14 protein-coding genes are annotated in these 13,545 nt (G+C 70.5%); 7 read left to right on the plus strand and 7 right to left on the minus strand.

Features of this window, described 5'->3' with window-relative positions; all coding sequences use genetic code 11:
- Positions 1-30 precede the first annotated feature (30 nt).
- Positions 31-711, minus strand: coding sequence for a pentapeptide repeat-containing protein (locus OAW74_RS09100; protein WP_262874044.1), 681 nt, complete (start codon positions 709-711; stop codon positions 31-33).
- 120 nt (positions 712-831) lie between these two features.
- Between OAW74_RS09100 and OAW74_RS09105 the strand changes: the two genes are divergently transcribed.
- Entirely contained in the window at positions 832-1,323 is a 492-nt protein-coding gene (locus OAW74_RS09105; RefSeq protein WP_262874045.1) for an FBP domain-containing protein, read from the plus strand.
- Positions 1,324-1,348: 25 nt separating this feature from the next.
- On the plus strand, positions 1,349-1,573 hold the full coding sequence (locus OAW74_RS09110) for an RNA-binding S4 domain-containing protein (protein WP_262874046.1): 225 nt from the start codon (positions 1,349-1,351) through the stop codon (positions 1,571-1,573).
- Between the two features lie 36 nt (positions 1,574-1,609).
- Here OAW74_RS09110 and OAW74_RS09115 read toward each other — a convergent pair whose 3' ends face one another.
- Positions 1,610-3,025, minus strand: a complete 1,416-nt coding sequence (locus OAW74_RS09115) for a MarR family transcriptional regulator (RefSeq protein WP_262874047.1) — start codon at positions 3,023-3,025, stop codon at positions 1,610-1,612.
- Between the two features lie 161 nt (positions 3,026-3,186).
- On the opposite strand from OAW74_RS09115, the gene OAW74_RS09120 reads away from it, so the two are divergent.
- From OAW74_RS09120 to OAW74_RS09140, 5 genes are read left to right on the plus strand one after another with little or no spacing between them, the layout of a single operon-like run.
- Complete coding sequence (locus OAW74_RS09120; protein WP_262874048.1) at positions 3,187-4,098, plus strand: ABC transporter substrate-binding protein; 912 nt, start codon at positions 3,187-3,189, stop codon at positions 4,096-4,098.
- Positions 4,099-4,106: 8 nt separating this feature from the next.
- On the plus strand, positions 4,107-5,081 hold the full coding sequence (locus OAW74_RS09125) for an amino acid ABC transporter permease (RefSeq protein WP_262874049.1): 975 nt from the start codon (positions 4,107-4,109) through the stop codon (positions 5,079-5,081).
- A complete protein-coding gene (locus OAW74_RS09130; RefSeq protein ID WP_316250214.1) occupies positions 5,078-5,845 on the plus strand; it encodes an amino acid ABC transporter ATP-binding protein in 768 nt (255 codons plus the stop codon). The genes OAW74_RS09125 and OAW74_RS09130 overlap by 4 nt, the downstream gene beginning before the upstream one ends.
- A 36-nt stretch (positions 5,846-5,881) precedes the next feature.
- On the plus strand, positions 5,882-7,036 hold the full coding sequence (gene solA, locus OAW74_RS09135) for an N-methyl-L-tryptophan oxidase (protein WP_262874050.1): 1,155 nt from the start codon (positions 5,882-5,884) through the stop codon (positions 7,034-7,036).
- A gap of 28 nt (positions 7,037-7,064) precedes the next feature.
- Complete coding sequence (locus OAW74_RS09140) at positions 7,065-7,496, plus strand: cupin domain-containing protein (protein ID WP_262874051.1); 432 nt, start codon at positions 7,065-7,067, stop codon at positions 7,494-7,496.
- Positions 7,497-7,506: 10 nt separating this feature from the next.
- On the opposite strand, the gene OAW74_RS09145 is transcribed toward OAW74_RS09140, so the two are convergent.
- From OAW74_RS09145 to OAW74_RS09165, 5 genes are read right to left on the minus strand one after another with little or no spacing between them, the layout of a single operon-like run.
- Positions 7,507-8,238, minus strand: coding sequence for an alpha/beta fold hydrolase (locus tag OAW74_RS09145; protein ID WP_262874052.1), 732 nt, complete (start codon positions 8,236-8,238; stop codon positions 7,507-7,509).
- A 35-nt stretch (positions 8,239-8,273) separates the two neighbouring features.
- On the minus strand, positions 8,274-9,257 hold the full coding sequence (locus OAW74_RS09150; RefSeq protein WP_262874053.1) for an ABC transporter permease: 984 nt from the start codon (positions 9,255-9,257) through the stop codon (positions 8,274-8,276).
- Positions 9,254-10,189 carry an ABC transporter permease gene (locus OAW74_RS09155; RefSeq protein ID WP_262874054.1) on the minus strand — a complete coding sequence of 312 codons (936 nt, stop codon included), beginning with the start codon at positions 10,187-10,189 and terminating at the stop codon, positions 9,254-9,256. Before OAW74_RS09155 ends, OAW74_RS09150 begins: the two co-directional genes overlap by 4 nt.
- Positions 10,186-11,889, minus strand: coding sequence for a dipeptide ABC transporter ATP-binding protein (locus OAW74_RS09160; protein ID WP_262874055.1), 1,704 nt, complete (start codon positions 11,887-11,889; stop codon positions 10,186-10,188). The genes OAW74_RS09155 and OAW74_RS09160 overlap by 4 nt, the downstream gene beginning before the upstream one ends.
- Positions 11,886-13,514 carry an ABC transporter substrate-binding protein gene (locus OAW74_RS09165; RefSeq protein ID WP_262874056.1) on the minus strand — a complete coding sequence of 543 codons (1,629 nt, stop codon included), beginning with the start codon at positions 13,512-13,514 and terminating at the stop codon, positions 11,886-11,888. The genes OAW74_RS09160 and OAW74_RS09165 overlap by 4 nt, the downstream gene beginning before the upstream one ends.
- Positions 13,515-13,545: the final 31 nt, after the last annotated feature.

Here is a 13,545-nt window from a genome sequence, read left to right on the forward strand (position 1 = left end):
GCGGCTGGGCAGGGTCTGTGCAGCCCGTGCTCAGAGCACCTCGATGCCGGCGAGATCGGCGAACGCCGGCGCCATCTGCCGCAGCTGATCGTCGGAGATCGTGGCGCCGCGCAGCCCCGCGAGGCCCACGATCTCGCGGATCTCGGCGCCGCGCAGATCGACGTCGGTCAGGGTCGCGCCCGCGACGGTGAGCGAGCCGAGGGTCGTCGAGGTGAACGCGACCCGATGCGCCTTCGCATCGAGCAGGTCGAGCTCGTCGATCGTGCAATCGTCGAAGGCGACGTCGGTCAGGCTCGCCCCTCGCAGGTTCAGGAACCCGAGCCGGCAGCGCACGAACCGCACGCACCGCCACGACGCGTCGAACGCGTCGACCGAACCCAGCCGGCTGTCCGAGACGATCAGGTCGCGGGCGTCGCTGCGTGCCGCCGAGACGACCGGGATGTCGGCCCGCCTGATCGACGTCTCGGCGAGGCGCGCTCCGCGGATCGTCCACGCGCTCGCGCGCACGCCGTCAAAGCGGCATCCGTCGATGACGTCGCCGGCGCGGATCACCCAGTCGCCGCGCACCAGATCGCGATAGGCGACCCCGTCCAACGGGCCGTCGTCGAGAGCCTCCTCGTCGCCCGGCGGGAGGTCATCGAGCACGCCGTCGTCGAAGTCGAACAGCGGAGCCTGCGGCCCCGCTGCCTTGCGTGATCGGGGCGATGCCATGGCCGCCACCCTAGCCGCCGCGGCCGACAGCGGCCGGAGCACGCGGCGAGCGTAGGCTCGAAGACCGGATGCCCGACCGCGCGTTTGGCCTGCGGCATCCGCTCTCACGAAAGCGACATCATGCGTCCCCTCAGCGAATCCGAGATCCGCACCAGCTTCATCAATGCCTCCAAGAGCGAGCAGAAGAGCGTCGCCCTGCCCGCCGACCTCGGCGAGCTCGATTGGGAGAAGCGCGACTTCCTCGGGTGGCGCGACGCCAAGCTGCCGCTCGTCGGGTACGTCGTCGTCGAGATCGACGGCGTGCCGACGGGCGTCATCCTGCGGCAGACCGAGGCACGGCCGACCGGCCGCACGCAGTGCGTGTGGTGCGCCGATGTCGAGCTGCCCAACGCCGTCGTCATGTTCAGCGCGAAGCGCGCGGGCGCCGCCGGGCGCCGCGGCGACGTCGTCGGCACCCTCGTCTGCGAGCGGTTCGAGTGCAATGTCAACGCGCGGCGGACGCCCAAGACCGCCTACCTCGGATTCGACGTGGATGCTGCCCGCCAGCGCCGCATCGACATGCTGCGCGAGAACGTCGAGGCCTTCGTGCGGGGCATCCGCGATCAGGTCTGAGGTGCGGGCCGGTAGCATTCCGGTCATGACCACCCCGCCCCCCGTCGACGTGCCGATCGGCGGCGACGGCATCCGCCTCGGGCAGTTCATGAAGTTCGCCGGGCTGCTCGATTCGGGCGGCGACGTGAAAGAGGCGATCATCGACGGCTATGTGACCGTCAACGGCGAGGTCGATCGCCGCCGCGGCCGACAGCTGCAGATCGGCGACGTCGTGGAGCACGACGGGCGCCGGGTGCGGGTCTGCCCGTGAGGTGACGGCCGGCTGAGTGGGGCGACACCTCGCAGGTCAGCCCGCCGCGCCCGACTGCAGCAGGCGCGAGAGGTCGTCGGCCAGCCGGACCGTCTCGCGGCTGATCTGCTCGAGGTGCGCAGACGCGTAATCCATCGTCGCGACCAGGCACGCGGCGGCGCACACCGTTCCGCTCGCGTCGCGCACGGGAGCCGAGACCGACAGCATCCCCCCGTCGTCGAAGGCCTCCATGGCCAGCAGGCCCTCGCGCCGCACGCGCTTGGCGCGATCGACGAGGCGCCGGAGGTCGCGCTCGGTGTGCCGCGAGGGGAAGAGCTGTCTGAGCTCTTCCGGGCTGAAGTCCATGAGCATGGTCGGTCCGCCGTCCGAGCCGACGATGGGATGCGAGCGGCCGCGCCAGGGGATCATCGCGAGGCCCTCGCTCACCATCTCGAGCTCCTCGATGATCGTGAAGCTGCGCATGCCCTTCAGCACCGTGACGAAGCCGCACGTGGCTGTGCGCACGGCGACCGCGGCGACCCTCTCGCGCCCCTCCGCCGTGAGGGTGGGGATCCTCGTGCTGCGATGCCAGCCGTGCATGCGCCACGACAGCTGCAGGTGCCCCTGTTCGGCGCCCGCGATCACGAAGCCCGCCCGGCGGCAGGAGTCGATCAGCCGGGTCGCGGTGGCCGAGCGCAGCCCCGTCGCCTTGGCGATCCCGGCGACCGTGTCGGAGCCGGCGGCGAGATGCCGCAGTATCCGAAGCGCCCCGTCGAGCGAGGTCGGGCGGTCCGCCGGCGCGGGCGGCAGCGGCGGGCGACCGGCGGGCACCAGCAGCCAGTCCTCGAGCGCACGTTCGATGTGACGGGCGGCGACGGTGACCGCGCGCTGGGCCCTGGCCGCCGTCGCCGCCCGATGTGCCGGGAACCTCACCCCGACGACCGCGATGCACTCGCCGTCGTGTGCACGGACGGGGGTGGCTACCTCGAGGCTCTCGCCCGCGGTCGATTCGTACAGGCGAGGGCCTTCGGAGCGGTCGTCGGATGCGGCTGCCGCCCGCAGCGAGGCGCTGTCGGCGTCGACGATGGCCTCGCTCACCTCGGCGGGGGAGTGCAGCGTCCAGATCGCTTCGACCGACGCGACGATGCGGAGGGCTCCGCCGGTCGGCACGGCGAGGAACGCCGCCTCTCCCGTCTGCTGACCGACGAGTGTCAGGGCGAAGCGCACGGCGTGCGCGAACGGTGACGCGGCCGCGCCGGACAGGCCCACGGCGCTCTCGCCGATGCGGTAGGCGCCATAGGGCTCCGCGCGGGCGAGCAGCCCGCGCGAGGTCAGCTCGGAGCAGAGTCGCGAGGCCGTGCTGAGGGTGATGCCGAGGCTGCGGGCGAGCTCGCCGACCGTGATCGGCGCTGTCGGATCGGACCTCGAGGCGACCTCGTCGAGCACGCGCAGGGCGGCCGTGATGTGGCTCATAGGTGCCACACGTTAGCGCAATTCTGGAAACCTGACGCGGTGAGATTGCAGTCCAGTGGGCCGCAACCAGCCCCGAAACAGGCCGCTCCTACGATGGGCCGCACTCGAGTCAGAACCCCGCGTGCACCGGTCAGTCGCCCCACCCATTGCCAAGGAGTGCCATGAGAAAGTCCCCCATTCGCCTGCGGCGTCTCGCCGCATTCGTGTCGGTCGCGGCCATCGGCTTCGCCGCCGTCGGCTGCTCGGCCGCCGCCGCCCCCGACGACTCCGAGACCGCCGCCGCCAGCGCGCTGTTCGACGAGGATGCCGCCGCGCTGCTGCCGGAGGGAGTCACCGAGATCGTGGTCGCGAGCGGACCCGGATACCCGCCGATCCTCGACCTCGCAGAAGACGGCGTGACGCTCTCGGGCTCGCAGCCCGAGGAGGTGCGCCTGATCGGAGAGGTGCTCGGCGTCGACATCGTGTTCGAAGACGTGAAGTTCGACGCCCTGTTCCCTGCCCTCGAGTCCGGGCGAGTCGACATGGCCGCGGCGGCCCTCGGCGTCACCGCCGAGCGCCTCGAGACCGTCGACTTCGTCAGCGACTTCCAGGGCGGTACGACGCTGCTCGTCGAAGGCGGCAACCCGCTGGGCCTGTCGCTCGACACCCTGTGCGGTCACGTCGTGGGTGTGCTCAAGGGCTCGACCGAAGAGACCGTGACGCTCCCGATCTGGAACGAGGAGTGCACGGCGGCGGGCGACCCCATCGAGATCTCGACGTTCCCGGCTGCCGCCGACGCCGTGCTCGCGCTGAGCTCGCACCGCGTCGAGGCGACCGTCAGCGCCCTTCCGCCCGCCGTCTATCAGGCACAGCAGTCCGACGGTGCGCTCGAGGCGCTCGACATCAACTTCGAGCCGTCGCCGTGGGCTCTCGCCTTCCCCAAGGGCTCGGAGCTGACCCCGGCGATCCATGCGGCGCTGCTGCACCTCATGGAGACGGGCGACTACCTCGCCAACCTCGAGCGCTTCGGCGTCGAGGCCGGCGCGATCGACGAGCCCGTCATCTACACCGAGCCGTCGCAGTCAGAGCTTTGAGTCAGACGATGATGCGTGAAACCGTGGTGGGGGCCTCCTCGGAGGCGGCCCCCACCACGGTGGTCCCCGTCCGTCGCTGGGGGCAGTGGGTGGCCACCGTGGTCATCCTCCTGCTCCTGGCGATCCTCGTGCAGTCGGTCGCGACGAACCCCAACTTCGAGTGGCCGACGGTCTTCGGCTACTTCCTCGACGGGCGCATCGTCAGCGGCCTCGGCATGACACTGCTGCTGACCGTCATCGCGATGGTGATCGGCGTCGTCCTCGGCGTCGTGCTCGCCGTCGGACGGCAGTCGCGCAACATCGTCGTGTCGGGCGCGGCCTCCGGCTACGTCTGGTTCTTCCGAGGCACGCCGCTGCTCGTGCAGCTGATCTTCTGGTTCAACCTCGCGGCGCTGTACCCCACGCTCGGCATCGGCATCCCGTTCTTCGGGCCGACCTTCGCCGAGTACGACACGAACGCGATCATCACCCCGTTCCTGGCGGCGATCCTGGGCCTGGGCCTCAACGAGGGCGCCTACATGTCCGAGATCGTGCGCGCAGGGCTGCTCTCGGTCGACCCCGGGCAGACCGATGCCGCCGAGGCGCTGGGCATGCGCAAGGGACAGGTCTTCCGACGCATCGTGCTCCCGCAGGCGATGCGCGTGATCATCCCGCCCACCGGCAACGAGACGATCTCGATGCTCAAGACCACGGCGCTGGTCAGCGTCATCGCGATCCCCGACCTGCTGTTCGCGGTGCAGGTCATCTACTCCCGCAACTTCGACGTGATCCCCCTCCTCATCACCGCGAGCCTCTGGTACCTCATCGTGACCTCGATCCTCAGCGTCGGCCAGTACTTCATCGAGCGTCGCTTCAAGCGAGGCGACCGCGCCCGCGAGCGCTCCTACTTCGCGGAGTGGGTGGCGGGGCTCGTGCCTCGTCACCACACGCCGGAGCCCGCGCCGGTCACGGCCCCGATCCCCACCGAAGGAGGCACCCGATGACCGCTGCGGTGATGGTCGAGGCGCGCGACGTGCACAAGCGCTTCGGAAGCAACCACGTGGTGCGCGGCGTCGACATGACGGTGCGCTCGGGCGAGGTCATGTGCCTGCTCGGCCCGTCGGGCTCGGGCAAGAGCACGTTCCTGAGGTGCATCAACCACCTCGAGAAGATCAACGGCGGCAGCATCGCGGTCGACGGCGAACTCGTCGGCTACCGGCGGCAGAACGATCGCCTCTACGAGCTGCGCGATCACGAGATCGCCCAGCGCCGCAGCGAGATCGGCATGGTGTTCCAGCACTTCAACCTCTTCCCGCACATGACGGTGCTCGAGAACCTCATCGAGGCCCCCGTGCAGGTGCGCAGGGAGAAGACGAAGGATGCCTCGGAGCGGGCGATCCGACTGCTCGAGCGAGTGGGGCTCGCCGACAAGGCGGGCGCCTACCCCCGCTCGCTCTCCGGCGGGCAGCAGCAGCGGGTCGCGATCGCCCGCGCCCTGAACATGCGGCCGAAGCTCATGCTCTTCGACGAGCCCACGTCGGCCCTCGACCCCGAGCTCGTCGGCGAGGTGCTCGACGTCATGCGCGACCTCGCGGCCGACGGGATGACGATGATCGTCGTCACCCATGAGATCGGCTTCGCCAAGGAGGTCGCCGACACGGTCACCTTCATGGACGCCGGCGTCGTCGTCGAGACGGGACCTCCCGCCCAGGTGATCGACGATCCGCAGCGCGAGCGCACCCGCTCGTTCCTCGCCAAAGTCCTCTGACCCCCACCCCCAGATCCAGGAGAAGTGACCCACCCCATGGAGACATTCGACGTCGCCGTCGTCGGCCTCGGCGCGCTCGGCAGCGCCGCCACCTACCAGCTCGCCCGGCGGGGCGCGAAGGTCGTCGCCTTCGAGCAGTACGAACTCGGCCACGTGCGCGGAGCGTCGCACGACACCTCGCGGATCATCCGCACGTCCTACGGCGCACCGCAGTACGTGCGCCTCGCCCAGTCCGCCTACCGGGACTGGGCCGACTTCGAGCAGGTCGCCGGCGAGCGGTTCACGACGCGCACCGGCGGTCTCGTCTTCCTCCCCACCGACGGACCCTTCGCGGCGGCCGACTTCGCCACGAGCCTGTCCGAGACCGAGGTCCCCTACGAGCTGCTCGATCCCGTCGAGGTGGCCAGGCGCTGGCCACAGTTCCGCATCCCCGACGGCGTCGAGACGGTCTACACGGCCGACTCGGGCATCGTCCACGCCTCTCGGTCGGTCGCCGCTCTGCAGATGCACGCCCGCGCCCGCGGGGCGGAGCTGCGCGAGCGCACGCCGGTCGAGCGGCTCGTGCCCGACGCGCAGGGCGTCGTCCTGCACACGCCCTTCGGCCAGGTGCGGGCGCGCAAGGTGATCGTCGCGGCGGATGCGTGGGCCAACACCCTCCTGGCGCCGCTGGGCGCCGAGATCCCGCTCGTGGTGATGCAGGAGCAGGTGACCTACTTCAAGCCGGAGCGGCCCGAGCTGTACGACCGCGACCGCTTCCCGGTGTGGATCTGGGAGGACGAGCACTGCTTCTACGGCTTCCCGACCTACGGCGAGCCGACGATCAAGGCGGCGCGGGACGTGTCGGAGAACCTCATGACGCCGGCCGAGCGCACCTTCGAGCCGTCGCCGGAGCTCCTCCAGGAGCTCACCGAGTTCATGGGGCGCACGATCCCCGACAGCGGTCGGGCGCTGCGCACCGTCACCTGCCAGTACGCGCTGACCCCCGACCGCCGGTTCGCACTGGGGCCGCTGTCGCAGCATCCGGACGTCATCGTCGGCCTCGCCGCGGGGCACGGGTTCAAGTTCACGCCGGCGATCGGCCGAGTGCTCGCCGAACTCGCCCTCGACGGCGAGTCCACCGACGACCTGTCGCACTTCTCGGCCGAATTCGCCCCCGACGCCCTGGCGCAGGCGTCGTCGCACATCGGCTGAGACCCGAGCGCTCGACGAAGGGAGCCCCATGGGAGATCACCACGGTGCGCAGCAGAAGGTCGATCCGACCGAGCGGCCGCTCGTGCAGCGCCGCGGCGGCGAGCACTACGACTGGGCGCTGTACGGAGGCGCCGGCCAGGTGCAGATCGAGTGGTACTTCCGCGCGTCGTCGCGGCTGGGGCCGAACGTGATGCTGTACCACCTCGAGCCGGGGGCCTCCGAGGGCGAGCACTTCCACCTCGAGGGCGACGAGGGCAGCTGCTCGGAGCAGAGCTCCGACGAGCTGTACCTCGTCACCTCCGGCGAGGTGGTCGTCACGCTCGGCGACGAGCGCCACGTGCTGGCGGCGGGAGACGCCGTGTACGCACCCGCGGGGCTGCCGCATGGCGTCGCCAACGAGACCGAGGCTCCGGCCGAGCTCGTGCTGCTGTTCGGCCCGCCGCAGGACTCGCAGCCCTGAGGGCCGCCTCTCAGGCGGAGGCGATGAAGTCGATGACGTGCACGGCGACCTCTCGCGGCCGCTCGCGCACGAGCATGTGCGTCGTCTCCGGCACGATCGCCAGGGACGCGCGGGGGATGCTGTCGGCCACCAGTTCCAGGTGATCGTGGCGGATCGCGTCGTGCTCGCCGCCCAGCACCAGCGTGGGGGCGTCGATCGCGGCCAGTGACGCGGCGGGCACGTCGGGCTCGACCTGCCACAGGGCGCTGAGCTTGGCGTCCACGACCTCCCAGTGCTCGGGGCCGTCGGGCGAGAGCTCGTCGAACTCGCGCCGCACGGCGGCGTGCGCCTCGGGCGTGACGACGACGTGCGGGTAGTCGTCTGCGACGTAGGCGTCGGTGCTGAGGTTGCCGCTGATCGCGATGAGCGTGCGCACGCGTTCGGGGTGGTCCCTGGCCACCAGCAGACCCGCGACGGCGCCGTCGCTGAAGCCCACGACATGAGCCGACTCGATGCCGAGGGCATCGAGGTAGGCGACCGTCTCGTCGGCCATCCCGGCGTAGGTGTATCCGCCGTCGCGGTCGGGCGTGCGGCCGTGCCCCGTGCGCTCGGGCGCGAAGACCTGGAAGCGGTGAGACAGCTCGTCGCCGAGCTCGCGCATCACCTCGAGCGAGCAGTAGCCGCCGTGCAGCAGCACGAGCGGCTCACCAGAGCCTGCGACCTCGTGGTAGATCGTTCGGTCGTCGATGGTCAGGTACGGCATCCGATTCCTCCTGGTGGGGGTCGCTTCACACTCTCTCAGGCCACGCGCACCCTCGGGTCCACGAGGCCGTAGACCAGGTCGACCACGAAGTTGAGGAAGACGATGAGGAACGCCGAGAAGAGCGTCAGCCCGACGATCAGCTGCACGTCGACGAAGGTCACCGCTTCCAGCAGCAGCGAGCCCATGCCGGGGATCGCGAACACCTTCTCGACGATGACGGCGCCGCCCAGGAGCACCCCGAGATCCAGTCCGAACACCGTGATCACCGGGAGGAGCGCCGTGCGCAGGCCGTGCCGGCCGACGACCCTCGTCTCGGAGAGGCCCTTGGCACGCGCCGTGCGGATGTAGTCCTGCCCCATGACCTCGAGCATCTCGCCCCTGGTCAGCCGCGCGTACACCGCGGCAGAGACGAAGGCGATCGTGATCCAGGGCAGCACGAGATGGCGGAACCACTCCGCCGGCGAGTCTTCGAACGGCACGTAGTTCGACACGGGGAGCCAGCGCAGCCAGAACCCGAACACGAGGATGGCGAGCACCCCGGCGAGGTAGACGGGAGTCGAGACCCCCGCGATCGAGAACGTCATGACGCCCCGATCGAACACCGAACCGCGCTTGAGGGCGGCGAGCAGCCCCCCCAGCACGCCGAGCACGAGAAAGAGCACGGCGCCGCCGACGGCGATCGACGCGGTCGCGGGGAACCGCGCGCCGATCAGGTCGGTCACGGTGGCGTGACGCATGAACGAATACCCGAAGCAGGGCGCCTCGCACGTGACCGTGCCGAAGGAGCGCCCGAACACGATCCCCTTCAGAAACGCGCCGAGCTGCACGAACCAGGGCTGGTCGACTCCCATGTAGGCCCTGATCTGCTCGAGGTTGTCGGCCGAGCACGGCCGGCCGCACGCGAGTCGCGCCGGGTCAGAGGGCAGCAGGTAGAAGACGGCGAAGGTCACGACGGCGATCGCCAGCAGCACGAGAAGGATGCCGGCGAGCCGGAAGGCGACGTAGCGGGCGAGTCTCATCGGCGTGACCTCGGGTCGAGGGCGTCCCTGAGACTGTCGCCGAAGACGTTGAAGGCGAGTGTGACCAGGAACAGCGCGGCGGCGGGGAAGACGAGGTACATGGGGCTCGTGCGCACCCACAGGATGGCCTCGCTGATCGTGCGCCCCCACGAAGGCGTGGGCGGTGTGACCCCGACGCCGAGGAACGACAGCGCAGCCTCGGTCGCGATCATCGCCGGGATGATGATCGAGGCGACCACCACGATCGTCGTGGCGACGTTCGGGAGCACCTGCGCGAGCGCGATGCGCCACGGCCGAGCGCCCATCGCGCGGGAGGCGACGACGAAGTTGCGCTCGCGCAGAGCGAGCGCCTGCCCACGGACGATCCGCGAGATCCCCGGCCAGGTGAACAGCGCGATGATGAGCGCGATGAACGGCAGCCGCGGCACGTCGGAGGGGATCACCGCCATCAGCGCGATGAGGAACACGAGCGTCGGAAAGCCGAACATGACGTCGACGACGCGGCTGGCGACGCGGTCGTACCAGCCGCCGAAGAAGCCCGACGTCACTCCGACGATCGTGCCCAGCAGAACGGCCAGCACGGTCGCCGAGATGCCGACGAACAGTGAGATGCGCGCGCCGTAGACGACGATCGAGAACAGGTCGCGCCCCGTGAGCGGCTCGACGCCGAACCAGTGGTCGGCGCTGATGCCGCCGCCGAACCCGATCGGCTGGCCGCGATCGTCGAGCAGCTCCTGGTGGTAGGTGTACGGATCGTTGCCGGTGATCCCGGTGAGCGCGTCGGCGAAGACGGCGCACAGCACGAAGACGACGATCACCACCGCCGCGGCGACCGCCCACGGGTCGCGCAGCAGTGTGCCCGCCAGCACCCGCAGGCGGGTCTTGCGCCCGGGGACGGCGACGTCCTCCTGCACAGCGCCGGTCGTGGTCATGCCGCCTCCTGGTCCGCCTCGAGGCCCAGCCAGTGCGCGCGGCGCACCGCCTGCTCCCTGGGCTCGGCCACGGGGGCGGCCGCCAGCAGGCGGCGCGTGTAGGCGTGCTCCGGCGAGGTGAGCACACGGCTGCTGGGTCCGGTCTCGACCAGCGCGCCCCGCCTCATCACCCCCACCTCGTCGGCGAGCTCTTTGACCACCGCGAGGTCGTGGCTGATGAACAGGCACGCGAAGCCGAGGTCGCGCTGCAGCTGAGCGAGCAGCTCGAGCACGCGCGCCTGCACCGAGACGTCGAGGGCGCTGGTGGGCTCGTCGGCGATGAGCAGGGTGGGGTTCAGCGCCACGGCACGGGCGATCGCGACCCGCTGGCGCTGCCCGCCCGACAGCTCGTGCGGGAAGCGGTCGATCACGGCGGAGGGCAGCCGCACCGCGTCGAGCAGTTCGAGCGCGCGGGCGCGGCGCTGATCCGCGGAGGCATCGGTGTGCAGCCGCAGCGGCTCGGTGATGGCGTCGGAGACGATCGAGCGCGGATTGATCGACGAAGCGGGGTCTTGGAAGACGTAGCCGATCTTGCGCCGGAGGTCGCGCAGTCGCCCAGACGAGGCGGTCGACAGGTCGACGTCGTCGAGGCGGACCGACCCGGCGCGCAGGGGCAGCAGGCCCGCGAAGGCGCGGCCGAGCGTCGACTTGCCCGAGCCGGATTCGCCCACCAGTCCGTAGGTGCTGCCGCGGGGGATGCGGATGCTGACGTTCTGAACGGCCACCGCGTCGGGGGCCCGCCAGCCGCGACCCGGGTAGGCGATCGTCACCTCGCGCGCCTCGGCGGCGATCTCGGTCGCAGGGGCCACATAGTCGGCCGACACGGTCGCCGCAGAGCGGAGGCGATCGAGCTGGGGAACGGCGGCGAGGAGCTCCCGCGTGTACTCGTGCTCGGGAGACGCGAAGATCCGCTCCACAGGGCCGGTCTCGACCACGCGCCCCGTGCGCAGCACGACGACGTCGTCGGCGAGGTCGGCGACGACGCCCATGTCGTGGGTGATCAGCAGCACGCCCACGCCGCGCTCGTCGCGCAGCGTGCGCAGCAGCTCGAGGATGCCGGCCTGCACCGTGACATCGAGAGCAGTGGTCGGCTCGTCGGCGATCAGCACGACGGGGTCGCACGAGATCGCCATGGCGATCATCGCCCGCTGCAGCTGACCGCCCGACAGCTCGTGCGGGAAGGAGCGCGCGATGCGGGCCGGATCGGGCAACCCGACCGACGCGAGCAGTTCGATCACGCGCTCCTGCACCGCGCGGCGCCCCAGCCGGCGCCTATGCGCCGTGATGGCCTCGGCGATCTGCCAGCCCACCCGGTAGGCCGGAGTGAAGGCGCTCATCGGCTCTTGGAAGATCGTGCCGATGCGGCTCCCGCGGATGCGACGCAGCTGCGCCGCATCCGCGTGGAGGAGTTCCCTGCCCTCGAGGGTCACGCTCCCCGAGATCGAGGCCGTGGGTGGCACGAGCCCCAGGATCGACATCGCCGTGGCGCTCTTGCCCGAGCCGGACTCGCCGACCAGCGCGAGCACGCTCCCCGCTCGCAGATCGAACGACACGTCGTCGACGGCGGGCGCCGGCGCGGATGCCGAGCGCCCGCGCCCGCCGAAGGCGATCCGCAGACCGCTCACCGTGAGAACGGCGTCGGCGCGCCCGAGATCGGTCATCCGTTGAACGACAGGGTGAGGTAGTTCGGGAACGACGGGTAGGCCGGCACCTCGAACGTCGCGATCCCGCTGCCGCGCAGGAAGGAGTTGCGCGTCACGTAGAGCGGCAGTTCGGAGGCGAGCCCCATGACCTGCCGGTCGATCGCCGACCACTTCGCGGTCGCCTCGTCGAGGTCGGTCGTCGCGATCGCCTCGTTGATGGCGGCGTCGAGATCGGCGTCGTCTGTGCGGGACAGGTTGTAGCCGCCGTCGATGTACTGCGAGAGGAAGAGCAGGCTGATGCTGCTGTTCGCGCTCGGGTAGTCGGGGATCCAGTACGACAGGAACATGTCGTAGTCGGGGTTGCCGCCCATCGCGTCGCCGTACATCACGCCGATGTCCAGCGGCGTGATCTCGACCGTGATGTCGGCCTCGGCGAGGCTCTGCTGGAGCGCTTCGGCCGCGGCGGTGTCCTCGTTGGCGACCCACAGGTTCAGGGTGATGCCGTCGGGGTGGCCGGCCTGCGCGAGCAGCTGCTTCGCCTTGTCGACATCGTGCGGGTAGAGGTCGAACTCCTCGTGACCGGGGACACCGGGGGGGATCACCGTCGACGCCGGGGCAGCCGCATCCGCTCCGCCCACCGCGAGTACGAGCGCGTCGCGGTCGACCGCGTACTGCACGGCCTGACGCACGAGCGGGTCGCTGAGGGTGGGGCTGTCGTTGTTCAGTGCCGCGTAGTAGAGAAGGCCGCCGTCCGAGGTGACCAGGCGCTCCTCGGCCGCCGGGTCGGCGTGGGCGAGCGAGAGCTCCGCGCCGCCGAGCTGGGCCGCGTTGATCGAGGTCTGGGCGTCGCCGGTGTCGGAGATGAGCGTCTGGGCGACCGTCGAGGGGTTCTGGCTCTGCCGGAACACGATCTTGTCGGGCTCGGCGGTGCGCGCCTCGTCGGTGGCCTGGTCCCACTTCTCGTTGCGCACGAGCACCGTCTCGCTGCCCGCGTCGTTGGACTCGACGCGGTAGGGGCCCGAGGCGACCGGCGTCACGCCGTAGGTCGCGACGTCGGTGCCCTCGCCCTCGGGGACGGGGACGAACGCGTTCATCGCCACGATCCACGGCCAGTCGCCGAACGCGCTGTTGAGGTGGAAGACGATCGTCTTGTCGTCGGGGGTCTCGATCGAGGCGAGCTCGTCGCCGTCGAAGGGGCCGGTGTAGTCGGCGCCGCCCTCCAGCAGACCCTGGTGGTAGGTCAGGCCGCCGGTGAGCTCGGGGGCGAAGGTGCGCTCGACGCCGTACTTGATGTCGGCCGAGGTGATCGGCGTGCCGTCTTCGAAGTAGATGTCGTCTTTGAGCGTGTAGGTCCAGGTCTCACCGTCGTCGCTGGCGGTGCCGGTGTCGGTCGCGAGGTCGGGGACGACCTCGACGGTTCCCGACTCCGTCGACCACGTGGTCAGGCGGCGGCCGATGAGCCCCATCCAGGTCGTGGGGAAGTTGACGTTGGTCGCCGGGTCGAACGTCAGCTCGGTGTCGCTGGTGAGCACGTACAGAGTGCTGTCACCGGCCGGGGCCGCGTCGTCGGTGCTCGCAGCACACCCTGTGACGGCCAGGGCGGCGGCGACCGCCAGTGCGATGACGCTGATGGATCTCCTCATTCGACTGCCTTTTCGATCAGCCGGCACGCGT

Source organism: Microbacterium fluvii (assembly GCF_025515205.1).
Lineage (GTDB): Bacteria > Actinomycetota > Actinomycetes > Actinomycetales > Microbacteriaceae > Microbacterium > Microbacterium fluvii.